22 protein-coding genes are annotated in these 26675 nt (G+C 38.1%); 11 read left to right on the top strand and 11 right to left on the bottom strand.

Going from position 1 to position 26675, the window contains the following annotated elements:
* Positions 1-25 precede the first annotated feature (25 nt).
* Positions 26-721, top strand: coding sequence for an SOS response-associated peptidase (locus tag FGD67_RS16480; protein WP_257172175.1), 696 nt, complete (start codon positions 26-28; stop codon positions 719-721).
* Between the two features lie 188 nt (positions 722-909).
* On the opposite strand, the gene FGD67_RS16475 is transcribed toward FGD67_RS16480, so the two are convergent.
* The 3 genes from FGD67_RS16475 to FGD67_RS16465 all read right to left on the bottom strand — a co-directional run bounded on the left by FGD67_RS16475 (position 910) and on the right by FGD67_RS16465 (position 3797).
* Positions 910-1623 (bottom strand): PEP-CTERM sorting domain-containing protein, encoded by a 714-nt coding sequence (locus FGD67_RS16475; protein ID WP_257172174.1) that lies wholly within the window; start codon positions 1621-1623, stop codon positions 910-912.
* A 617-nt stretch (positions 1624-2240) separates the two neighbouring features.
* Positions 2241-2480: a hypothetical protein gene (locus FGD67_RS16470; RefSeq protein ID WP_257172173.1), complete on the bottom strand. Its 240-nt coding sequence runs from the start codon at positions 2478-2480 to the stop codon at positions 2241-2243.
* Between the two features lie 180 nt (positions 2481-2660).
* A complete protein-coding gene (locus FGD67_RS16465; RefSeq protein ID WP_257172172.1) occupies positions 2661-3797 on the bottom strand; it encodes a GNAT family N-acetyltransferase/peptidase C39 family protein in 1137 nt (378 codons plus the stop codon).
* Positions 3798-4017: 220 nt separating this feature from the next.
* Here FGD67_RS16465 and FGD67_RS16460 point away from each other — a divergent pair, with 220 nt between their 5' ends.
* Together FGD67_RS16460 and FGD67_RS16455 are read left to right on the top strand one after the other, a co-directional pair.
* Positions 4018-5529, top strand: a complete 1512-nt coding sequence (locus FGD67_RS16460) for a RimK family protein (protein ID WP_257172171.1) — start codon at positions 4018-4020, stop codon at positions 5527-5529.
* A gap of 32 nt (positions 5530-5561) precedes the next feature.
* Entirely contained in the window at positions 5562-6392 is an 831-nt protein-coding gene (locus tag FGD67_RS16455; RefSeq protein WP_257172170.1) for an RMD1 family protein, read from the top strand.
* Positions 6393-6581: 189 nt separating this feature from the next.
* Here FGD67_RS16455 and speB read toward each other — a convergent pair whose 3' ends face one another.
* Together speB and speA are read right to left on the bottom strand one after the other, a co-directional pair.
* Positions 6582-7526 carry an agmatinase gene (speB, locus tag FGD67_RS16450; protein WP_257172169.1) on the bottom strand — a complete coding sequence of 315 codons (945 nt, stop codon included), beginning with the start codon at positions 7524-7526 and terminating at the stop codon, positions 6582-6584.
* Between the two features lie 11 nt (positions 7527-7537).
* Positions 7538-9451, bottom strand: coding sequence for a biosynthetic arginine decarboxylase (gene speA, locus FGD67_RS16445; RefSeq protein WP_257172168.1), 1914 nt, complete (start codon positions 9449-9451; stop codon positions 7538-7540).
* Positions 9452-10105: 654 nt separating this feature from the next.
* On the opposite strand from speA, the gene FGD67_RS16440 reads away from it, so the two are divergent.
* The 4 genes from FGD67_RS16440 (at position 10106) to glsB (ending at position 13001) form a co-directional block, all read left to right on the top strand.
* Positions 10106-10978 carry a LysR substrate-binding domain-containing protein gene (locus tag FGD67_RS16440; protein ID WP_257175143.1) on the top strand — a complete coding sequence of 291 codons (873 nt, stop codon included), beginning with the start codon at positions 10106-10108 and terminating at the stop codon, positions 10976-10978.
* A 147-nt stretch (positions 10979-11125) separates the two neighbouring features.
* Positions 11126-11635 (top strand): hypothetical protein, encoded by a 510-nt coding sequence (locus FGD67_RS16435; RefSeq protein ID WP_257172167.1) that lies wholly within the window; start codon positions 11126-11128, stop codon positions 11633-11635.
* 40 nt (positions 11636-11675) lie between these two features.
* Positions 11676-11816 carry a hypothetical protein gene (locus FGD67_RS16430; RefSeq protein WP_257172166.1) on the top strand — a complete coding sequence of 47 codons (141 nt, stop codon included), beginning with the start codon at positions 11676-11678 and terminating at the stop codon, positions 11814-11816.
* 252 nt (positions 11817-12068) lie between these two features.
* Positions 12069-13001, top strand: coding sequence for a glutaminase B (gene glsB, locus FGD67_RS16425; RefSeq protein WP_257172165.1), 933 nt, complete (start codon positions 12069-12071; stop codon positions 12999-13001).
* Positions 13002-13095: 94 nt separating this feature from the next.
* Here glsB and FGD67_RS16420 read toward each other — a convergent pair whose 3' ends face one another.
* Together FGD67_RS16420 and FGD67_RS16415 are read right to left on the bottom strand one after the other, a co-directional pair.
* Positions 13096-14718 carry a M28 family metallopeptidase gene (locus FGD67_RS16420; RefSeq protein ID WP_257172164.1) on the bottom strand — a complete coding sequence of 541 codons (1623 nt, stop codon included), beginning with the start codon at positions 14716-14718 and terminating at the stop codon, positions 13096-13098.
* Positions 14719-14806: 88 nt separating this feature from the next.
* The gene (locus tag FGD67_RS16415; protein WP_257172163.1) at positions 14807-15406 is read right to left on the bottom strand and encodes a dienelactone hydrolase family protein; all 600 of its coding nucleotides are present in this window, start codon (positions 15404-15406) and stop codon (positions 14807-14809) included.
* Between the two features lie 213 nt (positions 15407-15619).
* Between FGD67_RS16415 and FGD67_RS16410 the strand changes: the two genes are divergently transcribed.
* Together FGD67_RS16410 and ltaE are read left to right on the top strand one after the other, a co-directional pair.
* Entirely contained in the window at positions 15620-16345 is a 726-nt protein-coding gene (locus FGD67_RS16410; RefSeq protein WP_257172162.1) for a YebC/PmpR family DNA-binding transcriptional regulator, read from the top strand.
* A 73-nt stretch (positions 16346-16418) separates the two neighbouring features.
* Positions 16419-17444 (top strand): low-specificity L-threonine aldolase, encoded by a 1026-nt coding sequence (ltaE, locus tag FGD67_RS16405; RefSeq protein WP_257172161.1) that lies wholly within the window; start codon positions 16419-16421, stop codon positions 17442-17444.
* A gap of 21 nt (positions 17445-17465) precedes the next feature.
* Here the strand turns inward: ltaE and FGD67_RS16400 are convergent, their stop codons facing one another.
* Both FGD67_RS16400 and mazG read right to left on the bottom strand, forming a co-directional pair.
* On the bottom strand, positions 17466-18266 hold the full coding sequence (locus FGD67_RS16400) for an enoyl-CoA hydratase-related protein (protein ID WP_257172160.1): 801 nt from the start codon (positions 18264-18266) through the stop codon (positions 17466-17468).
* A 44-nt stretch (positions 18267-18310) separates the two neighbouring features.
* Positions 18311-19111, bottom strand: coding sequence for a nucleoside triphosphate pyrophosphohydrolase (mazG, locus tag FGD67_RS16395; RefSeq protein WP_257172159.1), 801 nt, complete (start codon positions 19109-19111; stop codon positions 18311-18313).
* Positions 19112-19270: 159 nt separating this feature from the next.
* Between mazG and FGD67_RS16390 the strand changes: the two genes are divergently transcribed.
* Complete coding sequence (locus tag FGD67_RS16390) at positions 19271-19711, top strand: hypothetical protein (protein WP_257172158.1); 441 nt, start codon at positions 19271-19273, stop codon at positions 19709-19711.
* Between the two features lie 415 nt (positions 19712-20126).
* Here FGD67_RS16390 and relA read toward each other — a convergent pair whose 3' ends face one another.
* Together relA and rlmD are read right to left on the bottom strand one after the other, a co-directional pair.
* Positions 20127-22328 (bottom strand): GTP diphosphokinase, encoded by a 2202-nt coding sequence (relA, locus tag FGD67_RS16385; protein ID WP_257172157.1) that lies wholly within the window; start codon positions 22326-22328, stop codon positions 20127-20129.
* Positions 22329-22386: 58 nt separating this feature from the next.
* The gene (gene rlmD, locus FGD67_RS16380; protein WP_257172156.1) at positions 22387-23703 is read right to left on the bottom strand and encodes a 23S rRNA (uracil(1939)-C(5))-methyltransferase RlmD; all 1317 of its coding nucleotides are present in this window, start codon (positions 23701-23703) and stop codon (positions 22387-22389) included.
* Positions 23704-23844: 141 nt separating this feature from the next.
* On the opposite strand from rlmD, the gene barA reads away from it, so the two are divergent.
* Positions 23845-26655 (top strand): two-component sensor histidine kinase BarA, encoded by a 2811-nt coding sequence (gene barA, locus FGD67_RS16375; RefSeq protein WP_257172155.1) that lies wholly within the window; start codon positions 23845-23847, stop codon positions 26653-26655.
* The last annotated feature ends 20 nt before the right edge of the window (positions 26656-26675 follow it).

Below are 26675 nucleotides of genomic sequence, written 5' to 3'. Positions count from 1 at the left end.
TATTAGTATCCAGAGAGGATAAATTATGTGCGGCAGATTTAATGCGACTTTTGATGGTGGAGTGAGAAAGCTCTATACCAGTTTAAAAATCAATAAAATGGTTGATAGACCCATCAACAAGCATTTTGTCAAAGCGACTGATACTGTTGCTATTGTTAGAGAAAAAGCTAATAGCCGTGTTGTTGAAAATGCTATTTGGTGGTTATTACTAGATAGCACTGAAAATGGCTTTAAACCTTCAAAGTACACCTCATTTAATACCCGATACGATAAGTTAAACACACCGAACAGTGCTGGCTATCAAGCCTACCGACATTCACGCTGTGTTATTGCGGTAAAAGGTTTCGGTGAAACTGAATTTATCAATAAAAAGCCGGTACATTATTTTGATATGCAAGCCGAACATGGAGGGCTATTGCTGGGTGGTTTATCTCGAGATTGGATTAATAACCGAACAGGTGAAGTAAAAACCTCATGCTCAGTGATCACCTTACCTGCACATAAGAAACTACAACATATTCACAGTAAAGCCATGCCGCTAATACTGCCTCAAGATGAGAATATCATTGATCATTGGCTTGATAGCACATTAACCGATGTTGAGCTGTTTGTGCCTTTGTTACAGCCTCATATTCCACAAAACTTAATCGCTCAGCAAATAGATAAACCAATGAGCCATAAGCCAATCAATAAAGCTGAATTGATTACATTAGATACCTAACAGCCTAAGAGCACTTTGTGCTAAATCCCCCCCCCACTAATCAAGTATCGTATGGTACAACTAATAAGTGCAACAAGCTAAATTACGCAAAAAAAAACACCAATGGTTACCATTGGTGTTTTTTAGCATTTAGCGATTTAATATCCCCATTCAAGCAAATATTCTAGCTATTGAATAGGTATCAATTATTAAAATTGTTTTTTAAATCGACGTGATGCTAAAGCGATCATTCCTAAGCCAAAAATAACAAGTGTAGTCGGCTCAGATACAGTAACTGCTGATAACGTAGGAGTTGTTACTTCCAATGATATGTTGTTAAAACCTGCTCCTTGAAAAACCGGTGCTGCACCATACACAACAAAGCCATTATTTACTGACGTTCCACTTACCCAACTACGAACAATTGCAGTTACATCAAGAGAGTAGGTGCCAAAATCGCCATCTTTAATATTATCTACTAATGAAGCCGAATTTGCTGACAATCCCGCCATTTCAAATAAAGGTAAAGTTCCTGCCACATTATTCCAAACACTGCCCACTTCTCCTAACATCACACTCATGTTATTAATGGTATTTAAACGTTCGGTAAAGTCTGCTTCAAATAAGGCTGAAAAACCTGAAGCGTTAACTAACTCTAATGTAAATAAACTCATATCAAACTGGATAAAAGAAGCAATGCGCATATCTTCTTGAGATTGAACTAGACGTTCTCGGGCAATAACTTCATTACCAACTAAGCCATTCACTGTACCGGCTGAATTATGATCACCGTCAAGTGACACATTAACTATATAGTCAGAAGAAAGACTAATGAGACCTGCATAAGTGTTTGGAACAATTGATACCGAAAGCACTAATAGGCTAGCCTTTAAAACGGCAATAATTTTTTTAGAGTACAACATGGGTTTTCCTTTAAACTTTTCATTAATTTTAATCTATAGCAATACAAATAGCGACACACTACAGATAAGCAAAAATCACACCAAGATAAAATAAACAATAAATTTCAATAAATTTCAATAAATTTCAATAAATTAAAAATACCAACTACCTCCTATAAAACATAGTGCAAAGAATTCTGACAAAAAAAACTCATCAACCACTTGAATCTATTGCAGTATATTAAAAGCACTCATTTAAATAAGTTTCAGCATCAAAGCATAATGAAACAGTAGTAATTGACTCATAACTATTAATAATACATCCGTAAGGTCACATAAAACTCACTAAAATAGCACTTTCAACACATTATTTGATTAAAGCAGCACAACTGAGCGCTATATCGCTCCTATAGCGAACAAATAGCAACTGACTTATAACAAATACTTCGCCAGCTTAACTGTCCAGTCAGTCTTATTTAGAACAGGTCATCGCTATAAGACAAAAAAGCCTCACATTACGGTGAGGCTTAGTTATTGCTTTTGAAAAATTACAATTGAAAAACAGAGACAGATTGAAATCCGACAGTATATTAGCTCAACAGCCCACTGCTAAATTAAACGCTAGCAATGTGCCTTAATTAAGGGTTCGCAGCCGTGTTTAGACAATTAACACTTTCAGTATCTTGTGCTTTCGTACATTCAGTGCCTGCACTTAGTGTTGTATTATCTAATGCTACTGGGCTTGCATCATCTAACGTCACTAGCTTGGTTTTATCTCGTATCTCTGGTTTTGCATCCATCGATGATCTAATTTCTACATTCAAACTCAAGCAAGTTAACATAGTTAAAATGATTATCACCAATGCTAAATCTTTCATATTTTTTCCTACTAGAAAATGGGAGTGTTAATAGCTTCAACAGTTTAATGCTAACAAAGGCCGTTAATTCAATGAAGTTAGCGAGATAATGTCACTAAATATCAAAGAATCAAAATGAAAAAAATTCAGGTCTTCAATCAATATTTTTCATTAACTTAACGTTAAGGCTCTGCTGAGCAGTTATTTGAGAACAATCGCTGTACGCATCCTATTTGAACCAAACACCGACATTCGCTCAAAGTCTTGATGCGCAATAGGAAGATATTGACAATCAACCTGATCTTGGTCGTGTTCATTAGGATCAGGATCATGAAGATAAAAACACTTTTCATCATAACCACTCACCACAACCCAGTGTGGTGCTTTTTTTTTGTCCATGCGGTAAGTGCTAATTAATATCATGGTAAAAGCCCCTTCATTGCAGGCTTTTTTAATAATATCTGTACTAATGTTTTCATAGTGTATAGGTAGTTTTGCATTGACAGACTGCCGAACAAAATGATGGTGCACTGTTGTAATAATGTTTTTTTTATCTTCATTACGAACACCGTCAACAAATAAGGGCTCGGTACTGTTTATCCATACCTGCGCTTCAACACCTCGTGCTTTAGCTGCTAATGCTAAGCCTAATGGGTGGCAACCACCATGCCCTGAGGTCATGTAAATAGTGGTTGCTTCACGCCATATTGCTAACTCTTCTTCAAGTGAGAATGTATAGCCTTTTTTTAATCCCGCAATTGCCATCATCAGTGACGCTGGGCCACAAGTAAATGGTGTGCTTTGAGCAAACCAAGGAATAACGGTGTGAACACTTGAACGTTGATAATATCGAATACGCTTTTGCATTCGCAGCGCATCGGTATGATCTTGATAGTATTGCTTGATCAGTTTGAATTCTTTAAAGCCCAACGAATGATAAAGGTTAATTGCTAAGGTATTTTCAGTACTTACTTCTAAGCGATAATAGTGTGCGCCTTTTTCTTCTGCTGCCAATTCACCTTTTTTCATCAATGAACGCGCAATACCTCGCCCTCGATACTGAGGCGATACCGCCATAGAATATAGCCGAGCTAAACGTGTACCACGATGAAATATTGTGAGTAAATAGCCAACAACTTCATCAGCCATTAGTACCACGAAAAAAACACTTTGAGCATTAGTAATGAAGCGTTTAAAACTTCGACGACTTAATTTATCTGAGCTAAAGCACGTATTTTCTAGGCTTATTAAGGCGTCTAAATGCGTTAATGATGCGGGCACAATGTTTATTGTTTCAACAGGTGAATGGGTATTGAGGTTCATTACTTTTAAACTCACTAATGCACAATTAATTTCATAGTAAATAAGTTGGCAATTAACACCGTATGCAAACAGTTATATTTACCAGAGTGACTATATTAAGGGCTATAAGCGCGAATAATATACTGTTCATCTTATAAAGTTATACGTAATTTTTTTTATCAATAACAACAAAATAATACGTTTGATATTTTTTTGTTGACGCTCATACTGCAGGAAATTTTTATTGGTCTTTATTATGCCAAACACCATGATAGTTATTGATAGTCAAGCAGATTGGGAGTGCCATTTAAACCCTGAACAGGTTATAACTTTTGAGCAATTTCTTGCTCATCAGTATCCAATAAACCTTACCGCTAAAGCAGGCAAAAAATCACGCTTAAGAGTGATAAATTTATGTAAAAGCCACGCGTATTTATCGCTAGGTTACTATTGCTCACTGATAGCTGAAGCCCGAGGCCATAATGTTATTCCGTCAATTAGCACGCTAAATGATCTCAGCCAGCAGGAATTGACCCATCTCACATTAAGCTTTATGCCAAAGTTGCTCTCTAAAGCAGCCTTTAATTGGCAAGTGCCTGATGTTACGCCGTTAATGCCAATTCATTTGGTTAGTTATTTTGGTAGAACAGCTCAATCTGAATATGAGGAATTGGCGCGTAAGGTGTTCGAACATTTTCCATATCCTATTTTGCGTATTACGTTGAACTTTAATGGTGGCTGGCAAGTACAAGCTATTGATGCGGTAAGCCCTGATTCATTAAACGAACGAGAAGCTGAGGAATTTGCTGATGCCTTAGATAACTTTAGTGGAAAAGTATGGCGTAAAAAACCTGCAAGTAAAAACTATCGTTTTGACTTAGCTATTTTAGTCGATCCTCAAGAGAAACTACCACCTTCTGATAACTCGGCATTAAAAAAATTTATTGCTGCTGGTAAATCATTAGGTATTGATTGTGAATTGATAACACAGCAAGACTACCTGCGCTTACCTGAATTTGATGGCCTTTTTATTCGCACCACGACATCCATTGATAACTTTAGCTATCGATTTGCCAAAAAAGCCGAGTTAGAAGGTTTGGTGGTTATTGATGATCCTACTTCAATTTTGCATTGTACGAACAAAGTCTACCTTGCTGATTTATTTGCGGTAAACAAAGTAAATGCCCCTAAAACTTTTATACTCAGTATTGCAGAGCAAGACCAGATTGACAGTAAAGTAGCCATTTTAGGCTACCCACTTGTACTAAAAATACCTGATGGTGCTTTTTCTATTGGAGTAGAAAAAGTCAAAAATAAAACCGAGCTTGATAACGCCCTACAACGGTTATTTCAACGCTCGTCTTTATTGCTGGCTCAAGAGTATTTGTACACCGAGTTTGACTGGCGCATTGGCATTTTAAACCACAAGCCAATTTATGCCTGTAAATATTTTATGGTGCGCAATCATTGGCAGATATATCAACACGGCAAGTCACGAGTTGCTTCTGGAAACTTCACAACATTACCGACATTTGAAGTGCCTAAAGTTGTTATCGAGGCGGCAATAAAGTCGACCAAGTTAATTGGTGATGGTTTTTATGGTGTCGATATAAAAGAAATAAACAACCAAGGCTATGTCATCGAAATTAATGACAACCCAAGCATTGATAGTGGTGTTGAGGATGGATATTCAGGTGATGAATTATACCGAATAATTATGAATGAATTTTTGCGCAAAATGGAACGCCGCAAAAATACCGTAAATTAACAACAAAAATAAACTGTAAAATGAGTATAAACATGAGTACCAATAGCTTAACCCTGACATCTGAAGAAACGGCTTCTTTCAGTCACGATAGATTATCCGTTTACAACCTTAATGACGACGCATCTGCTGAATTAATTTCAGCGGATAAATCGATTAGTGAACGCGCTGTTCGATACAGAGATGCCATTCAAGTTGCTTTACCAACAGGTGAATACTGGTTATTTGATTATGGCGTCATTGTTTTTTGGGCTGTCGATGAAGATGAACGTCAAGCGTTAATCAATCGCTTGTTACGCCAAGAAAATAGCCAACTACAGAATATAGAAGAGCATTTTCGTTTTGCCTTCAGCGCTGACATAAAAATCAGTAAAGACACTATCAATGTACCTGACAAAAATCCGCTTACACGATTAGCCATCAGTCATGCGTTGGCGCAATCAATAAAGCTGATGGAGTATGAATTAAAAGCACAAAATACCATTACTGATTATTCACATTTGCCAGAAGCATTGGCTAAGACGGGAAAAATAGCCTTAAACCGTAAAGATATTGCGAAAATAAGAGGCACGCTATTTAGTACTAAAAGCGATATTATTTTGCATTATGGTTTATTAGATACCCCTGATTTTTTCTGGGAATATCCAGAGTTTGAATCAGTTTATAATGCCGTTGTTCGTTATCTAGAAATTCATCAACGTGTTGATTTATTATCTAAAAAGCTCGCTACGATTCATGAATTATTCGAAATGTTAGCTGATGAGCAAAAGCATCAACATTCGTCATTTTTGGAATGGATTATTATTGTCTTGATCGCTATTGAAATCGTTATATATTTTACGGAAGAGATCAGAAAAATAACTTAAGTATCATCGTTATGCTTAAATCCAATTTAAATTGCTAGGTATTAGTTAGGTTTTGGTCATAACATTAGGTGTTTGATAATAAACAGCGCAATTAAATGTATTGCGCTGTTTATTAAATTGATTTGAGCTTATATTGCTGTTTGATATTGTGTGTCGCAGCTTAGCTTAGGCTACTATTTTGCTATTTAACTATTTATTCACGCTTTTATGCGCTAATTTATGCTTAGTTGTCCACAAGTGCATCAACTCAACGCCTATGGTTGCCGCAGCTAACGCAGTAACGTCGCTATTATCATAGCTTGGTGCTACTTCAACAACGTCCATGCCAATAATATTGAGCCCTGATAAACCTCTTAATATTTTCAGCACTTTATCGGTTGTTAAGCCACCGCACACCGGCGTACCGGTACCAGGTGCAAATGCAGGGTCTAAACAGTCAATATCAAAGGTTAAATACACCGGTAAATTTTTTACGCGCTCGCGTATCCGCTGCGTTATTTCTTCCACACCAAGATCATTGGCTTGTGGTGCATCTATCACCTCAAAGCCATGATCTTTCTTTTTGTAGTTGGTGCGAATACCAATTTGAATGGAAGCATCTTTATCAATAATGCCTTCATTAGGGGCATGAAAAAACATGGTGCCATGATCATATTTGCTGCCATTACTATAAGTATCGGTATGCGCATCAAAATGAATTAAGGCCATTTTACCAAATTTTTTTGCGTAAGCTCTCAATAGCGGCAAGGTGACAAAGTGATCGCCACCAAGCGCTAAAATGGTTTTATTCGCAGCCAGTAATTGCGAAGCTGCAGCTTCAACCAAATCACAAAATTGTGCAGCATCACCACAGCTATAAACTAAATCACCCGCATCAACAATGTTGGTATGGCGCGTTAAACTAAACGGCCAAGGAAAACGTTTTCCTTCCCACGCTAAGTTCACTGAGGCCTGTCTAATCGCGGTAGGTCCCATGCGGGCGCCTGAGCGCCCTGTTGTAGCCATATCAAATGGCAGCCCTAATATTACAATATCAGCATCACTATTGACCGGATTAGTTGACAGTGGCTGACGTAAAAACGTCATCGCATTGGAATATATTGAATTATCTACTTGCTGAAAAATATTTTTCATCTGCTTTCCTGCTACAAGTCTTCCAAATAAGTATAGCCGTTTAAACCGGCAACTAACTCAGCATATATCTCTTCTCGCTCACTTTCAGGCAACTTAGCATTCACTAACATTTCATAAGTTTTCTTGAAATCTTCAGCATCTAAATGCACATAATTGAGCATATCTTCAACCATATCTCCTTCATTAATTTCAGAAATATTAATTTCCCCGTCTTCCTCTAAAAACACGACAGCACTGTGCGTATCACCAAAAAGATTATGCATATCGCCTAAAATCTCTTGATAAGCTCCAACCAGGAAAAATCCCATATAATATGGTTCATCTTGTTGCCACTGAGGAACCAATAAGGTGCTTTCTATACCTTGACCATCAACGTAATGATCAATCGTACCGTCAGAGTCACAAGTAATATCCAGCAAAATAGCGCGCTTTTTATCTTTGCTATCTAATCGATTTAACGGCAATACGGGAAATACTTGATCGATTCCCCACGCATCCGGTAATGATTGAAATAAGGAAAAATTAACAAAGTACTTCGCGGCTAATTTTTCCATTAAATCGTCCACTATCGGACGATGAAAGCGATTTTTAACATCCATTAACTGATTTAATTCATAACAAATACGCAAATTAATTTGCTCAGCCCATGCGCGTTGAGACAAATTGACCAGCCCTAACGCAAATTGATGATGCACTTCACTAACATCATTTTGGGTGTCATGATAAATTTCAATTAACGCTCTATCATCAATCCCTTCATGTAACTGTTGCCATGACTTCCACATGTTATTTAACAAGGTATTATCAGTGCTTTCTGGTGTGACTAATGTTTCAGGCTCGTAGCTTTCCGCGCCGATGACATTCGAAATCAACACCGCATGATGAGCTGTCAATGAGCGCCCCGATTCAGAAATAATCATCGGCATAGGTTGCTCATACGCCTTACAAATATCACCTATGGTGTATACGATGTTATTGGCATACTCAGCTAAACTATAATTCATCGAATTATGAGATTGACTGCGTGTGCCGTCATAATCAACCGCCAAGCCGCCGCCAACATCCATACACGTAATATGTGCACCAAGTTGGCGTAATTCACAATAAAATCTAGCCGCTTCGCTGACGCCAAGTCTTACATCTCTAATATTCGCAATTTGCGAGCCTAAGTGAAAATGTACCAAGGTCAAGGTATCTAGCTTGTCTTCTTGTTTTAAAACATCTATCACTTTAATAATTTGCGAGGCTGATAAACCAAATTTAGATTTTTCTCCACCACTTGCTTGCCACTTGCCTTTTCCTTGTGAAGCCAAGCGTACACGCAGCCCTAATCGAGGTTTAACATTAAGCTTTTCTGCTTCAGTTAAGACCATTTCAAGTTCAGACATTTTTTCTAAAACGATATGAACTTTGTGCCCTAGCTTTTCACCAATTAACGCAAGACGAACGTATTCTCTGTCTTTATAGCCATTACAGACAATAACAGAAGATACTTTGTCAGCCAGAGCCAAAACCGCCAGTAATTCTGCTTTACTGCCGGCCTCTAAACCCAGCTGTTTTACTTCTTTATCATACTGACTGGCTAATATCTCGTTAACAACTTCACGTTGCTGATTAACTTTAATCGGATAAACTAAGAGATACTTTTCTTTGTAACCATATTGCGCAATGGCATGATTAAACGCTTCACACAAGCTATTAACCCGATGATGAAGAATTTGTGGAAAACGCACCAACACCGGTAATGTTAAGCCTTTATCTTGAATTCTTTCAACAATAGTACTCAAATTAACCGTCAGAGCTTTATTGTCATGAACTGGTGATACGTAAACATCGCCGCCGTCATTAATGCCAAAATATCCTTGGCTCCAATGGCGTACGTTGTAACATGCTCTCACATCATCAAGTGGCGAGGTTTCCTTCATTTCTTTTCCTTTAATTGGGTAATAAGTATCTAGATAACTTAGTCAGTATGTAATTGACGCGCATTAAAATAAAGTCGGCCCCGAAAGTCCAACAAATAAAAAAAGCCAATGTGATAAATTTTTTTGAACCAACCCTACAGTGTGATGAATTAAAAGGAATTAAATCGATTTACATCACTTGCTCTGTAAAAAAAGACAAATATTGTTTCTATTGGGTTTGAAACCAGCGCTTATAGCAATTTTTGGCGATTAAAAATTAACTCTATCGAAAAGTTTGCCCATAAAAACTGATATTTCTCGCTAAATGGCTCACTTAAGTGATAAATGAAAATAATTCACTTATTAAATGAATTTTTCTCGTTTGCTAGCAATAAAAAATCACCTTAAGATGAACTTGTTTTTGAGTCTCCCCGATTCTACAAACGTTTTTTATATTAGTTAATTTGTTTCACTTCAAGGACATCAATTGATGTCCTTTTTTTTTCTTTAGGTTTTGACCATAATATTATTTTGGTGCAAAAACACCATTATGGTGCAACCAATCAGATCCCTCAGCTTTAAAATTAAAATAAAACTATAAGAATCAATTGATTAAATTTCGGCTTAAGTATTGCTATTGCTGTTTGTCGTTCTTAAAAAATAGTACCTATGTCAATACAAACACCTATACGTGGCCTGCGCTCTTTTTGCGTAGCGTCAAAATGTTTAAGTTTCAAACATGCAGCATCACAATTATTTTTAACACCATCAGCCGTCAGTCACCAGATAAAACAACTGGAAGCACAATTAGACACCAGCCTCTTTAAACGCGGCACTCGAACCATTGAACTTACCAGTGCTGGTAAGCAATTTTATCAGGCAATTCAGCCAATAATTCATCAATTAGAATCAACCATAACGGAGTTTACACAAAAACAACAAAATCAAACTATTGTCATAAGCTTGCCAGAGTTTTTTGCCAGTGAGTTGTTTGTTCCAAGCCTATCGTTATGGTCTGAGAACAACCCAACCATTAACCTTCAACTCGAAACAGTAAAATCCAGTAGTGAGCAATCACAGTCTGCTGATTTATCAATTGTACTTGCTAACGGCAAGCCCAATGCCAACATAGTTCACGAACTATTCCCTATTCGTTATGCGCCAGCGTGTAATAAAAAATTGTACAAAAAATTAAAGAACACAGGATTTGAGGCTTTAAAATCAACTCCGTTAATTCTGCACAGTTCACGCCCATGGTCTTGGCACCAATGGGCTGACAAGGTAGGTGTTGATGACTTTGATCCAAAACAGATTATCCAGTTCGACAGCATGTTTGGTGTCGCACGAGCAGCGCAACAAGGTATGGGCATAGCATTAGTGCCCTTACCAATGAGTAAAACTTGGTTCAGTGAGCAACTGTTGGTAAAACTATTTGACGAAGAATTAAATACCAATGATAAATATTTCCTTATTCAACATGAAAATATGGATAACCGTCCTGAGCTAACCTTGTTTGCTGAATGGGTAAAAGACACTTTTGTTGCTTAATGATTTATCACGCTAATCTGCCACTAAAACCTGTATAGGTGAAAATAATTCACTTAATGAATTTATTTTAATCGTTTGTCAGTAATGCGGCTTATTTCTATAGTAGTTATGTACCGATTTGGTACTTAACTGATGGAGAAAATAAAGATGAAAAAAGCTATTTTTATCAGCTCAATATTAGCGACTTTATTGCTAACTACGACTAATTCAGCCTCAGCAGCTGAAGCAAAATTTAAAGTTGCGGTAGTAAAAGGTGCTATTGGTAGCGTAGACATTGCCAAAGGTGAGTTAGCCTCAAGCATAGAGAAGCTAACAACGAATAAAAAGGATAATGACTTCTACGCCAGTAAAATGAGTTTATGTGTAGCCTATTTACAAGCAAGCTATAACACTGAATCTGAATCGACCTGCACCTCAGCAATTAACAGCTTAGAATCTCTGGGACATGCAAACAGCAAAGTACGCTATTTAACGGCGTTAAATTACAGTAACCGTGGTGTTGCCCGCTACAGAAAAAACCAGCTAACAGCGGCCTTAAAAGATTTTGAAGTAGCTGTTGCCATTGATCAAAACCCCATTACTAGCGCTAATTTAGCCAGTATAAGAAAACTATTACCAATAACAAGCGTAGATACTGTCACTGAGCTATCTGATTAATATTTACTTCATATTTAATGATGAGAAAAGGAATAAAAGCATGCTAAACAGCATTATTAATTCAATTAGTTCAACAGTAAATTTTTTCATTGAAATTAAACACATTTCAGTCAGTCAATGGGACGTTGAGCATAAAGAGCACATGATGTGTTGCGAACATTTACAGCAACAAAATAGGTAACTCGAACATGCATTTAGACAACCATCAATACAGCTAAATAATGGTAAAACTTAATAATAAACATTATTTAGCTGATGCATTAAATGAGTTCTACTTTAGCTTTAAAATCCTCAACATGCCTCCCTTTAGATAGACAAACTTAGCCAGCATTAATCTACCCCAACAAAGCACTGGGCAAGTCGCACTTTTTGTGCATAATGGACAACCATTTATATTTTATTGCTGGTCAATAAAACCATAAAAGTTCGTCATATGATTAAAGATATCGCCAATTTGCATGCTAAATTGCAAATTTTACTCGCCAGACAAAAAAATTTATATAATCAAGGCCGTGTCACTAACTACATCCCCGCGCTCGCAGAAGTTTGCCCGAAAAAAATGGCCGCTTGCGTCGCAACAATCGATGGCAGTAGTGTTGGTGCAGGCGATTATCAAGAAGCTTTTTCAATTCAAAGCATTTCGAAAGTATTTGGCTTAGTGATGGCGATGAATCGAATTGGTGATGACTTATGGCAACGGGTTAATATGGAGCCATCAGGGCAACCATTTAATTCAATTATCCAGCTAGAATGGGAAAAGGGCATTCCTCGTAACCCAGTGATCAATGCCGGAGCATTGTTAGTCGCAGATGTGCTCACCAGTCACTTCTCTGCCAGTAAGTTAGCTTTTTTAAGCTTTATGCGCACTTTAGCCCATGATGACACTATTTTTATTGACAACCATGTTTATCAATCAGAGCTATCTCATGGCAACCGCAATGCTGCACTAGCTTATCTTATGAAAAGTTTTGGCAATATTGAGTCCGAAATTCCTGATGTGCTCAGCCATTACTTCACGCAATGCTCAATCGCTATGACTTGTGAGCAATTAGCCACAAGCTTGCTGTTTCTGGCTAACAAAGGTGTAGACCCAATCACGAAAAAAGTTATCTGTACGCCACGAGATGCTCACCGAGTTAATGCGATATTATCGACCAGTGGTATGTATGACCAATCGGGTGAGTTTGCCTTCTCAATTGGCTTGCCAGCTAAAAGTGGTGTTGGCGGAGGTGTTGTCGCTATAGTGCCTAACTATGGGGTAATTTGCACTTGGAGCCCACCGTTAAATTCTTTTGGCAACTCAGTTATCGGGACAAATTTATTGGCTAATTTGGCCGAAGAGCTTGGCTTGTCAATTTATCATTAAGACGGCAACAATATAGATAAGCAAAAAATACGACACTAGCACTATCGCTAATGTTGTATTTATCGCTCAAATAATAAGTAGAATTGGTATAAACCTATTTTTTATCTTGCATACGACGGTTTTTAAAATCCGAGTCGGCTTTCCATTGTGGCCAATGCTCGCTATTTGCCAATGTGCTAGCAATGTCAGCAATCAATTTTATGTCTTGCTCCATGCCGCCCAACGACCAAAGTGGCGAGTAATCATCTTCTTCTTTATGATAACGGTGCGCAATGTAATCAGGGTCGGTATCACCTAAACTCATAAACAATAAGCTAGGCACCCCTTGTTTTGCTAATGAAAAATGGTCTGAGCGAAAGAACAAACCATTTTGCGGTCGCGGATCCATTTTTACTTTACGCTGTTGTTTATTTGTCGCATCTGCCAAGTAGTCTTCCATTTCAGACAAGCCTTGGCCGTACTGCAAAATATAATCAACCGCATCTAAGGCATTCATACCATCAATATTTAGCATTGCCACCATATTTTTAGTCGGCACAACCGAGCCTAAAGCGAATAACTCAGAGCCAATCATACCGGTTTCTTCGGCGGTGAAATTAACAAATAAAATAGAGCGCTGAAATGGTTTAATTTTATGTTGCTGCATAAGAATGCGCGCAAGTTCAACGGTTGCCGCACTACCGGTGGCATTATCAATGGCGCCGTTATATATTTTCGGGCCATTAGCGGTTTGCTTAGTACCAAAATGGTCCCAATGCGCACTAATAACTATATATTCATCCGCGCGACTTTCGCCTTTGATCATCGCAACAACATTATTCGACTCAGCATTTTTAATGGCGCTATTTAAGGTCAGATTAGCTGTTTGTTGTAAGCTGACTGCTTTAAAGTCAGTGCTCAGGGCGTAGCGTTGCATTTCATCAAATGACAATCCGGCATCGGTAAAAATTGTTTTTGCAACCGCATGTTGTATCCAGCCCATAATAGGTAACTTGCTAGCATTATTGTCACTGTCGACTAAGGTGTATTTACTGCCAGTATTTGAATTTTCCACCACACTCCACGGATAGGCAGCAGGTGCGGTTTGATGGACAATAAGCACCGCTTTAGCACCTTGTCGGGCAGCTTCTTCATACTTATAAGTCCAGCGGCCATAGTAAGTCATGGCATTACCGGTAAATAGCGCCTCATTTTGAGTTGCAAAACCTGGGTCATTAACTAGCACTACTACGGTTTTATCTTTTACATCAACATTAGCGTAGTCATTCCATTGATATTCAGGGGCGTTAATACCGTAACCAACAAATACCAGTTCAGAGTTATCTAATGTCACCGAGCCATCAACTTGCTGTGTGCGAGCGGTAAAATCTTGACCGGCTTTAAACTTATGCTCGCCAATCACTAATTGCATATTTTGATCTGGTGTTACTTTTGCCATAGGCACCGATTGATAAAAGCTGGTTTTATTACCCGGCATGAGCCCTATCGCTTGATATTGCTTTGCTAAATACTCAATCGTTAGTTTTTCCCCAGTGGTTAGTGGACCACGGCCTTCAAACTCATCTGAAGCAAGTACTTTAATATCTTGATGTAGTTTTTTTAAATCGACGTTAACGCTACTTGTTGCTTGTTCAACTGTTTTCTCAGTCGTTTGCTGACAAGCAGTAAAACCAAGCAATGCTAACAAAGCACAGGGCAATATTATTTTTATTTTCATGAGTTTAATCTGTTATTTAAAGCGACAAGCCAAGTAATATACACGCTCATTAAAGAAAATAAAGCTTTAGGGCTAACCGAAACGAATATTATGGTTTTAGCTGTGACACGAGTTCAGCTAGTCGCTTAATATAATACTGATAACCATCACTATCATAATTCGTTGATAGCTGATTCATAAAACCATGCAAAAAATGACTTTGCTCGATAGTAACTACTGACTTATCTTGTAGCGCCTTTTGAAATTCAGTAATACAGAAGTGCGATTCTGAGACCGGTAAGATGAGTTGGGTCGATACCTTGGGTGTTAACTGCGTCATATGACGAATTTGACTACTATAAAAACAAATAGCCCCTAGACATTGCTCAACGGTGTTTTCTGAGCACAGCTGCCAAATAGCACTACCGCCAACACTAAAACCGATCAGCAGCTTATGACCTGATATTACCGATAATTGCTGAGCAATAGCTTCAACATAATCGGCTAAGCCAACATGTTTGGTAAAATATTGATAGGCCGCTTGTTCTGAATCGAATGACATTTGCTGTTGTTGGTACGGACCAAGTATATGGCATTCAACATTAAGTGTTTGCTCAAGACTTAACGTGATTTTTTTACATAAGTTTTTAAACTCATGAGTCATGCCAAAAATATCGGCCACGAAAATGATATGTAATTTATCACTCATAAAAGTACCTTCTTCTTAATAACTCATTAATCGCATCAATTCGTGACTTTTACGCTATTAACTCAATCACAATCTTACCTTGATTTATGCAAATTTTTGCATGCTTTATTAAAATTTAAAAGTTCAAATGCTCCCAACACTAGAAATAGCCGGCGCTACCCGTTAGAATCTAGCGCATAGAAATTTTATTCATCAGCAACGAGACGTATTCAGATGGGCAGAGCATATCAAAACCGCAAATTATCTATGGCCAAAACTGCTGGCCAAAAAACTAAAGTCTATTCAAAGTACGGAAAAGAAATTTACGTACTAGCGAAAAATGGTGGCGTAGACCCCGATGGCAACCTTGCTTTACGTCGTACTATTGAAAAAGCAAAAAAAGACCAAGTTCCGTCACATGTTATTGAAAAAGCGATAGAAAAAGCTAGAGGTACCGGTGGAGAAGATTACGTAGAGTCACGTTACGAAGGCTTTGGTCCTGGCAACTGTATGGTCATTATTGATTGCTTAACTGATAACGGCAACAGAACAATTAAAGATGTTCGTCAGTGTTTTACTAAAACCCATTCAAAAATTGGTTCATCAGGCACAGTTTCACATATGTTTGATCACCAAGCTGTATTCGCTTTTAAAGGCGAAGATGATGAGAGTGTATTAGAAAACTTGATGATGGCTGACATTGATGTTACTGATGTTGAACTTGAAGATGGCATTATTACTGTTTATGCACCGCACACTGAATTCTTCAAAATAAAAACTGAATTTGCTGAAAGCATGCCTGAGTACGAATTAGAAGTGGAAGAGATCACTTGGGTACCACAAACCTATACTGAAATTTCAGCTGAAGATGATTTAGCCAACTTTGAGAAATTCATCAATATGCTAGAAGATTGTGACGACGTACAAAATGTTTATCACAATGCTGATATAGCAGAGTAACAACAACCAGTAATAATTAAAGGCATCGAATCAGATGCCTTTTTTAGTTTCCCTAAACCATAAAAGGCACACCATGATTGATTTTCGCTCAGATACCGTAACAAGACCTAGTAAAGCAATGCGAACAGCGATGGCAAACGCGGAAGTCGGCGATGACGTTTATGGTGATGACCCAACAGTGAATGAACTAGAATTTTGGGCTGCAAAACGACATGGTTTTGCAAGCGCTATGTTCTGCAGTTCAGGTACTCAAGCCAATTTATTAGCACTGATGGCACATTGTCAACGCGGCGACGAATACCTTTGTGGCCAACAAGCACACAATTATAAGTTCGAAGGCGGTGGGGCCGCTATTTTGGGTTCAATTCAACCGCAGCCAATCGCTAACGAGAATGATGGTACATTATGCTTTAAAAAGCTCACTGCTGCGATAAAGCCTGATGATGCTCATTTTGCTCGTACCACTTTACTGAGTATCGAAAATACCATTAACGGTAAAGTGCTACCGCTGAGCTATATGGCCGAAGCTCGTGATTTTACTACCCGTAATAACCTCGCCTTACATTTAGACGGGGCTAGAGTTTACAATGCTGCTAGTGCCTTAAATGTTGATATTACCGAGATTTGTCAGCATGTTGATTCAGTGTCTATTTGTTTGTCGAAAGGACTGGGCGCACCAATAGGCTCATTATTGCTTGGCTCTGAAGCATTAATTAAAAGTGCTAAACGTTGGCGAAAAGTGGTTGGCGGCGGTATGCGTCAAGCGGGTATTATTGCCGCAGCAGCTAAAATAGCCATTGAACAAAACCCGGCAAAGTTACAACAAGACCATGATAACGCAAAATATTTAGCTATGGCTTTAAATCAGTTACCTGAAGTTAGCGTTAACTTGAGTCATGTTGAAACTAATATGGTTTTTGCAATATTTTCTGATCGGGTTGATATCGTGAATTTAGTTGAAAAACTTAAAAGCAAAAACATCTTGCTAACAACCGGTAGTCCAATGCGCTTAGTAACGCATTTAGATATTAATCAAGCTGATATTGACTACTTTATACAGCAACTAACCAATGTCTTGAACGCTAACACTAAGGCATAAAATAGCAACTATAAAAATAGCTTATTTTGCAAGTTTCTCGATCATCGTGTTCACGGCAGTTAAATGCTCAGGATTGTTATGACACATGCCCTGAAAAACCGCACATATATCAAGAAAATCAGGTAACTCTGTACGTTGTGCTAATTTCATTAAACGTTTAGTTAAACGCAAAGAAGCTACAGGTTTAGTGGCTATTTCACTGGCAAGTTGATTGACTCGCTCGAGTAAACTCTCAGGAGCGACGACATCAAGTACGATACCGATTTCTTTTGCTTCAATAACATCGATAACACGACCCGTAAAGGTTAACTCGGCGGCCTTTTGATAGCCAATTAAGCGCTGCATAAACCATGCACCACCATCGCCGGGAATAATACCTAAGTTGACAAAAGTCTCGCCGAATTTAGCTTTCGTTGAAGCAATACGGATATCGCACATGTTAGCAATATCAAAGCCTGCACCTATTGCCGGACCATTTACAGCAGCTATAACGGGCACTTCTAATTTGTGCAAAGCTAAAGGAATGCGCTGAATGCCCTCTCGGTAACGTCTTTCTAAGGTTTGCACATCACCAGCAAAATCACCTGCTCGCTCTGCCATATCTTTTATGTTACCACCAGAAGAAAACGCTGAGCCATCACCAGTAATAATCAGCACCGCAATTTCAGCTGTACGATTAATCCACTCAACAACATTAACTATATCATCTGCAATCGCAGTCCCCGTTAAAGCATTGCGAACATCATGTCGATTGAAAGTCAGGGTCACAATATTATTGTTAAGTGTTATTATACTGTCGACCAGTAATGGCATTGAGCTCATATTTACCTCTACTTTTTTTATTAGCATATTTGCGTTAGCTGATTTCAATATTTTTCAGCAATTTTCACTTGTTGCCAAAATGCTTCAAGTTCATCTAAGGTGTGTTGCTGAAAGCTTTTTTCGCTATTATTAACTTGCGCTTCAACACCTTGAAATCGCTTAGTAAACTTTTGATTTGCTTGTCGTAATATGGCTTCAGGATCTTGCTTGGCATGTCGGCATAAATTGACAACAGCAAACATTAAATCACCCAACTCTTCGGCTAAAGCACTGTCATCACGATGCAACTCTGCTTTGACTTCTAAAACTTCTTCTTCAACTTTGGCAAAAACATCATCAATATTGTGCCAATCAAAACCAACATGTGCACAACGTTTTTGAATTTTTGCCGCTTGTGATAACGCCGGCAAATTGCGAGGAATATCGGCTAACATACTGAGGCTTTCATCATTATTTTTTTGTTGCCGCTCTTTGGACTTTTCATTTTCCCAATTAGCCTTAATTTCAGCATCTGAGGTAAAGTCACTGCTGGCAAAAACATGTGGATGACGACGGATCAATTTTTCACAAATGGCGCTTAATACGCTGTCAAAATCAAAACGTTTTTCTTCCGCTCCTAATTGGCTATAAAATACTACTTGAAACAATAAATCACCAAGCTCTTTTTCCAACTCAGTAAAGTCTTCTTGTTCTATGGCATCTGCAACTTCATATGCCTCCTCAATGGTATGCGGAATTATTGAAGCAAAGGTTTGTTTTAAATCCCACGGACAACCCGTATTAGGGTCGCGTAATTGGCTCATGATCCAACGAAGTTTTTCAATTGAGGGGTTATCAGTCAGCATAGTTAATTATCAAGTCCATGTACTACATATTGCAAGTTGACAAGCAATTTAGCAAAAACAGGACTCATTTTATATTAATAATCGTTGTAATTGGTTTTTGTATACATTTTATACTACATTTATTTTGTACAAAAAACATACAAACGAAAAGGAAAAATCATGAAAACGATTATATTAAGTTTGTCTTTGGTATTCTCTCTAGCTTCATTTATCGCTCATGCTGAAGAGCTAAAAGCTAAGAAATTAGAAAACGTCGAGTTTCTCTCAATATCTTATACAGATTTCAAACCAGGTAAAGCCGATAGAGCGATGGAGATTATTCGTGATCACTATTTTCCAGCCTCGAAAAAAGCCGGAACTCAAGTGCCCTATATTGTACAGCTGCACAGCGGTGAGTGGGACATGATAACAGCATGGAAATTAAAAGATGGTTATTCGTCGATGGAATGGGAGTTGACAGAAGATGGAGTAAAATGGATGAGCGCATTTATGAAGCAAGAAGGTAAAGAAAAATCAAAAGAAATTAGGGATGAGTTTAATAGTTTAATTCAAAGATCTAGCCATGTAATTGGTTATCATCCTACGGATATTAAAGAGTAATAGCAATTCTACTAAGTTTCTTCCCACTCAGTGAAATTTAAAAGGCTTAGAGGCACAGGTTCACAGTGCCAGACTGAACCTAAGCACCTATATCCATGTAGGCAAGGCATTGAATTAATTGAAGATGATAGTTTATTTTAGACAACTACTCTTGCGTTGTTCTAATGACTCACATCCCTGTGAGAACCTTATCGAAATCAATAGCGCGGCCTGTAAGCCTTTTAAAATCACTCTTCGGGAGCTTAATATACTTGGTATAACTCATAATCATTACCCATCTACCTTAGTGGGTTTAAGATGGCTAAGTTATTGCCAAACAATGAACTTTCATTACCACGACAAACGACAAAACGCCTTGCTTAAAGTCTTAAAACCTCAGCTTTTACTTGTCTTGTCGCCATTTCGGCATGTTTTCCTATAACCTTTTAACTTCAACAACATCATCTAGTTGTTTTAATTTCGCCAATAGCCGGCTTAACACTTCATGATTAGCGACTTCTACCTTAATGGTCATGCTCATACTTTGTTTAGCATGATCGGTATGACTTTCAATACCAATAATACTTACCCGCTCGTTAGAAATAATGGTCGAGATATCCCTGAGTAAACCTTGACGATCGCCACCAATAATATTAATACTGACTTGGTAACTTTTATTGTTATCAGAGCCCCACTGCACTTCCACTTCACGCTCGGGTTGTTGTTCTAGCGCATTAGCCAGTTGTTCACAGTCAAGGCGATGCACTGAAATACCGCGCCCTTGAGTGATAAAACCTGAAATTTCATCACCGGGTACCGGATGACAACATTTCGCCATATGGGTTAGTAAGTTACCAACACCTGAAACCGTAATACCATTATTGTCTCCGCTTTGATCATCGGCTTGCTGAGGTTGTTTAATTAAACTCTGAGGGTCAATTTCTTCTTTCGGTTTTAACTTTTCATTTTGCTGCTGTAAAAAGTTTACCACTTGCAATAAGCGTGCATTACCTGAGCCAATGGCGGCAAATAAATCATCATTGGTGGTTAAATTAAAACGCTCTGTTGCCGCTGATAAATCCACTTTAGCTAGAGACAACTGTAACTTCGCTAGAGCCGTTTCTAGCATCTCTTTACCGGCAGCAAGGTTTTTATCTCGATCGAGTAAGCGAAAGAAATGCTGAACCTTAGCCCGAGCACGTGAGGTATGAAGATAATTTAGGCTTGGGTTAAGCCAATCTCGACTAGGGTTGAGGGTCTTACTACGTAAAATTTCAACTTTATCACCCGTTTGCAGGGTATGAGTAAAAGGTACAATACGACCAAATACTTTGGCACCAATACAACTATGGCCGACATTAGAGTGAATATAGTAGGCAAAATCTAACGGTGTCGAGCCACTAGGTAAATCGACCACATCACCACTGGGGGTAAAAACATAAATACGATCTTCAAATACTTGGCTGCGTAGTTCATCAAGTAGCTCGCCACTTTCTGAAACATCTTCTTGCCATTGTAGTATTTTTCTTAACCAACTCACTTTTTCATCAAAGCCGGAAGTTTTACCGCTGGCATTACCTTCTTTGTATCGCCAATGCGCTGCAACCCCTAACTCGGCATCATCATGCATTTGTTGCGTTCTAATTTGCACTTCAATTGCTTTACCTTCGGGGCCCAGAACGACAGTATGAATTGACTGATAACCATTGCTTTTCGGTGTAGCAACATAATCATCAAATTCTTTCGATAAATGTTTCCAACTGGTATGTACTAGGCCTAATGCGCCATAACAACCTTGAAGTTCATCAACAATAATACGTACGGCACGGACATCGAATAACTGTTCAAAATCCAGCGACTTTTGCTGCATTTTTTTCCAGATACTATAAATATGCTTTGGACGCCCATAGACCACGCCTTTAATACCCGACGATTGTAACTGTTGAGATATATTACCAACAAAATCAGCCATATAACGTTCTCTTTCGAGACGAGTTTCATCAAGCTGTTTAGCTATTTTTTTATAAACATCGGGGTGAAGATAGCGAAATGACAGGTCTTCTAACTCCCACTTTAATTGCCCTATACCTAACCGGTTAGCGAGTGGCGCGTAGATATTACTGGTTTCTTTGGCGGCTAAAACACGAGTTTCTTCATCACTATTTTTAACTAGACGTAGGTGACATAAGCGTTCAGCTAATTTGATAACGACTGCGCGCACATCTTCGACCATAGCCAAAAGCATACGGCGGATATTATCAATTTGGTTAGCACTAACTTTGCTGGACTGTGATTGCTGTAAAGCCTTAATCGCTTCCATTTGGCCTACACCTTTGCACAATAAATAGATTTGTTGTGAAAAGTTTTCTTCAATATATTCTAAGCTTATACAATTATATTCATATAATGGACAAATGAATGCTGCGCATAATGAGTCAGTATCGAGATTCAAAGCCGAGAGAATTTCTACCATCTCTAAAGATTTAGTCTGGCAAGGCGTCGCATCATCAAATAAATCATTCACTTGATGATATAGCTTTTCTAATGCAATTTTTTTATCGTGTTCTAATTCGAGCCGACCTAACCATTGCTCAAAACTTGCTTCCGACATTTGATGTGACTTACGCACAGAAACCATGAAATTCACTACCTCCGATTCAATTTTAACCGTTTATTTTGATAAAACAGCAACCGACTTATAAGCTAAACATTACCATAGTTTCAACATGCTTTGTTTGCGAAAACATATCCATTAAGGCAATTTTTTCAATTTTATAACCGTGGTCAATAAGTAACTTAGCATCTCGCGCCAATGATGCTGGGTCACAACTAACATAAAGCACTTTTTCAATATTAAAGTTCAGTAGTTGCAATAAGGCTTGGTATGCTCCTGCCCTAGCTGGGTCGAGTAACACTTTAGTATATTTTTGCTTAGCCCAGTGATGCGCTTGCCAATCACTGTTCAAATCAGCTTGATGAAATTGACAATTAGTCATGCCATTCTTTTCGGCATTATCTTGGGCTTTATCAACCATAGATTGAACACCTTCAATACCAACCAACTGACTGACTTGCTGTGCGATAGGTAAACTAAAATTACCTAAACCACAAAATAAATCCAAAACAATATCTTGAGCATTTAAAGCTAGCCATGCTTGCGCCTGTTCAACCATCTGCTTATTGACACCATGATTAACCTGAATAAAGTTATTAACCGAAAATTCAATCTTGATAGTATCGGTTAATTGATAAAATAGTACGCTATATTCACCCAACGCGGAAATGCTTTTACCGTCATCGATATAGATTAAATAACTATTTTTGTTAGCAAAATTTTGCCATTGTTTTTTATCTTCAGCAGTTAATTTAACTAATTGGCGTACCACAACAACATTTTTATTGCCGGCAATAACTTCAATATGACCAACGGCATTTTTTCCAGACAAGGACGGTAAAAGTAATTTCAATTCAGTAAAAATATTAGCAAAAGCAGCCACGAGTACTGGACAAGATTTAATTTCTGTTAGGTGGCTGCTCTCACGCTGACGAAAACCAATGATCGGCGTACCACGTTTATCATATTGCACCCCTATTCTTGCTTTACGACGATATTGCCAAGGCTGACTAACAATATGGTTTTGCCAAGGTAAATCTTGGTTTAAAGCTTGGCGTGCAAACAATTGCTTAATTTTATCTTGTTTATATGTCAGTTGATGCGGGTAATCTATATGTTGTAGGTTACAGCCGCCACATTGAAAGTAATGCCGACATTTAACTTCAGCGCGGGCTTCACTGGCGGTAATAATATTGATTAACTTGGCTTTTGAAAATTTACTTTTTTGCTGATAAACCTTCACCTCCACCGTTTCATTAGGCAATACGCCTTCAATAAAAATGGGCTTTTTATGATGAAATGCAACGCCACAGCCCTGCTGATCAAGACGGGCAACGGTTACGGTTAAGTTTTGTGGTATTGTTGTTTTTTTAGCGCTTGCTTTAAAAAAATTTGCCATAGCTATCTTAGTTTGCCATCAAAGAGCGGCATAAATGATTCATTTGCCGCCATAGTGAACGATTATCTATTTGGTATTAGTCTAATATGTGCCATTATAGAGTTATTAACCCAATGATTTTACACTAAAGCTCAACAAAAAATGCATAAAATAAGCCTGAAAGATTGGGTAATTTTACTTACGATCGTACCAACGACCATAATCAGTTTAATTGTTGCAGGTTACTTATCTTATAGTCGCTATAGCGAGCTCGATCAGTTCATTTATCAACGAGCCACAAGCATAATAGCACCGCTTGCTATCAGCAGTGCGACACCATTATTAGAAAAACAACGCGATAATTTAAGAACACTGATTGGTTTTAGCCATCGTAGTCAATCTGATATCATCAAAAGTATTGCTATATTCACCAAAGACAACCAAGTTTTCGTCACCAGTGCTTATCACGGCGATGCCCATACCCTGCGGGTAAAGGCTGGCCAAAGCCTACCCAACCGAATCATTTATGATGACTATGATGATTACCTTATTTATCGCGCCCCGATTATTGATGAATTTACCGCACAAACTAACAACTCAAGATTGAATACTGATATTAACAGTGATGTTATTGGCTATATCGCCATACAAATTGATAAAAGCAGTATTAAATATGCGCAGCAGCAACTATTAGTCAATGCTTTTTTTATTGTTTTAGTGGGTATAATCATCAGTGCCTTATTTGCCTACAAGCTCATTAAAAGTGTTACTCGTCCGATTTCATCTATGGTATTGGCGATAGATCGTATTAGAGAAGGAAAAATAGAAAGCCGTATCAGTGGCCAGTTATTTGGTGAGCTGAATTTTTTAAAAAATGGTGTCAATGCCATGGCACAATCTCTAGGGGATTACCAAGATGAGATGCAGCGTAGTATTGATCAAGCCACTATCGATCTGCGCGAAAGTTTAGAGCAATTTGAAATTCAAAACGTTGAACTCGACATAGCAAAACGCAAGGCTCAGGATGCAAACAAGGTAAAATCTGAATTTTTAGCTAACATGAGCCATGAACTACGCACGCCGCTTAACGGTGTTATTGGCTTTACGCGGCAAGTATTGAAAACACCTTTGAGCGACACCCAGCGCGATCACTTACAAACTATTGAACGTTCAGCAGGTAACTTGCTATCAATTATTAATGATATTTTAGACTTTTCTAAACTTGATGCCGGTAAAATGGTCATTGAAAATATTCCATTCTCAATTCGCGAGTCTGTAGAAGAAACCTTAACGTTACTTGCACCCAGTGCCCATAAAAAGAATATCGAGTTATCTTTACGCGTTAGTCCTCTGTTACCCGACTCACTTATTGGTGACGCGATGCGTGTTAAGCAAGTCATGGTTAACTTAGCGAGTAATGCGATTAAGTTCACCGATAAAGGCTCTGTTGATATTAATATTGAAGGTAGTGTTATTGCCCAAAACCTTTATAAAATAAAAGTTACGGTCCAAGACACTGGCATAGGTATTCCGAACCAACAACAACATTCTATCTTTGAAGCTTTTGGTCAAGGGGATAAAAGTGTTACCCGTATCTATGGTGGAACAGGGCTAGGTTTAGTTATTTCACAACGATTAGTATTAGAACTACGTGGCAGTATTGGTTTTGAAAGTATCGAACATAAAGGCTCAACTTTTTGGTTTACTTTCCAATGTGAAGTCAATCCAATACCCACTTTACAATTACCTACTCCAGAATGCCTAAAAGATAAAACAATTTTATATTATGAGCCTCATGCGGCAAGTCGATTAGCCACAGCTGAAATCTTAGCTAGTTGGAAAATGAAAATGACCTGCATTTCTCAAGCTGATGAAATAGATGACTTACTGACCAATAAAGAACAATTATCGTCATTTGATTTTGCCCTCATTGGTCATGATGTAACACCATCAGCCCTTAATGACGTGAAAAAGCTAATTTTTACCATTAAAGAGCTTATTCCTTCAATACATCTCGCCATTAATAGCAACTCTCCAAGTTTACACGAAGCCTTAATTTCCAGTGGCGCAAAAACCTGTATTAGTAAACCGATAACAATACAACGTTTGAGTAAAACCCTAGTACCGAAAGCCACAGCAGAGCCTACTAACATAATTCAGCTACCAGAGCATAAAGTGCCGATAAAAGTGCTGGCTGTTGATGATAATGAAGCAAATTTAAAGCTTATCCGTGAGTTATTGCTCGAACAAGTAACTGAAGTTGTCACGGCGACAGACGGCGCTCAAGCAGTAGAATTATGTCGACATGAAAAATTTGCCCTGATATTTATGGATATACAAATGCCAGTACTTGATGGTATTTCCGCCTTGGCTATTATTCGTCAACAAACACTTAATGAGCACAGTCCAATAATCGCCGTGACTGCACATGTTTTCGGGGAAGAAAAAGACAAACTACTCGACAATGGTTTTGACTCATTTGTAACTAAACCTATTGATGAGGCTATGTTACACCATAGTATTTATGAGTATTGTGATTCAACCTTACTCGCCAATCGTCCTAAAGTCATTACGCCGTCTGCAGAGCCTATTATCAATTCAAGGGTTAAAATTATTGATTGGACATTAGCACTACAAAGAGCGGGACAAAAAGCAGCTTTGGCTAAGGATATGTTTGTTGGCTTGGTTAACAGCTTACCTGAAAGCAAAGCAAATATTTCAGAAGCTCTTATCTCTCAAGATATTGAACAACTAAAAGTATTAATCCACAAACTTAATGGCGCATGCTGTTATTCTGGCGTACCAAATTTAGCTAAAGTAACTCATGAGCTTGAAACAGAGTTGAAACGTGGTATTGCCTTAGATGATTTGGAGCCAGAGTTTTTTGAATTTTTTGAACAAATAGATTTAGTACTTGAAGATGCTGATGCTTTTATTAAAAAACTCGAAGCTGAACAGCCGAAATTCAGATAGGTATACCGGTAAGTATGTGT

The organism is Colwellia sp. M166 (genome assembly GCF_024585285.1).
GTDB lineage: Bacteria > Pseudomonadota > Gammaproteobacteria > Enterobacterales > Alteromonadaceae > Cognaticolwellia.
Note: the sequence above shows the minus strand (reverse complement) of the source record. Positions and strands in the feature narration are given on the sequence as shown.

Bases quoted from the DNA above. Each gene is read 5' to 3' on its own strand.
- speA (WP_257172168.1), bottom strand. From the start codon at position 9,451: ATGAAGGAAACCTCGCCACTTGATGATGTGAGAGCATGTTACAACGTA.
- FGD67_RS16420 (WP_257172164.1), bottom strand. From the start codon at position 14,718: ATGAAAATAAAAATAATATTGCCCTGTGCTTTGTTAGCATTGCTTGGT.
- FGD67_RS16470 (WP_257172173.1), bottom strand. From the start codon at position 2,480: ATGAAAGATTTAGCATTGGTGATAATCATTTTAACTATGTTAACTTGC.
- FGD67_RS16475 (WP_257172174.1), bottom strand. From the start codon at position 1,623: ATGTTGTACTCTAAAAAAATTATTGCCGTTTTAAAGGCTAGCCTATTA.
- glsB (WP_257172165.1), top strand. From the start codon at position 12,069: ATGATTAAAGATATCGCCAATTTGCATGCTAAATTGCAAATTTTACTC.
- FGD67_RS16430 (WP_257172166.1), top strand. From the start codon at position 11,676: ATGCTAAACAGCATTATTAATTCAATTAGTTCAACAGTAAATTTTTTC.
- speB (WP_257172169.1), bottom strand. From the start codon at position 7,526: ATGAAAAATATTTTTCAGCAAGTAGATAATTCAATATATTCCAATGCG.
- rlmD (WP_257172156.1), bottom strand. From the start codon at position 23,703: ATGGCAAATTTTTTTAAAGCAAGCGCTAAAAAAACAACAATACCACAA.
- FGD67_RS16415 (WP_257172163.1), bottom strand. From the start codon at position 15,406: ATGAGTGATAAATTACATATCATTTTCGTGGCCGATATTTTTGGCATG.
- barA (WP_257172155.1), top strand. From the start codon at position 23,845: ATGCATAAAATAAGCCTGAAAGATTGGGTAATTTTACTTACGATCGTA.
- mazG (WP_257172159.1), bottom strand. From the start codon at position 19,111: ATGCTGACTGATAACCCCTCAATTGAAAAACTTCGTTGGATCATGAGC.
- relA (WP_257172157.1), bottom strand. From the start codon at position 22,328: ATGGTTTCTGTGCGTAAGTCACATCAAATGTCGGAAGCAAGTTTTGAG.
- FGD67_RS16460 (WP_257172171.1), top strand. From the start codon at position 4,018: ATGCCAAACACCATGATAGTTATTGATAGTCAAGCAGATTGGGAGTGC.
- FGD67_RS16400 (WP_257172160.1), bottom strand. From the start codon at position 18,266: ATGAGCTCAATGCCATTACTGGTCGACAGTATAATAACACTTAACAAT.
- ltaE (WP_257172161.1), top strand. From the start codon at position 16,419: ATGATTGATTTTCGCTCAGATACCGTAACAAGACCTAGTAAAGCAATG.
- FGD67_RS16390 (WP_257172158.1), top strand. From the start codon at position 19,271: ATGAAAACGATTATATTAAGTTTGTCTTTGGTATTCTCTCTAGCTTCA.
- FGD67_RS16435 (WP_257172167.1), top strand. From the start codon at position 11,126: ATGAAAAAAGCTATTTTTATCAGCTCAATATTAGCGACTTTATTGCTA.
- FGD67_RS16455 (WP_257172170.1), top strand. From the start codon at position 5,562: ATGAGTACCAATAGCTTAACCCTGACATCTGAAGAAACGGCTTCTTTC.
- FGD67_RS16410 (WP_257172162.1), top strand. From the start codon at position 15,620: ATGGGCAGAGCATATCAAAACCGCAAATTATCTATGGCCAAAACTGCT.
- FGD67_RS16480 (WP_257172175.1), top strand. From the start codon at position 26: ATGTGCGGCAGATTTAATGCGACTTTTGATGGTGGAGTGAGAAAGCTC.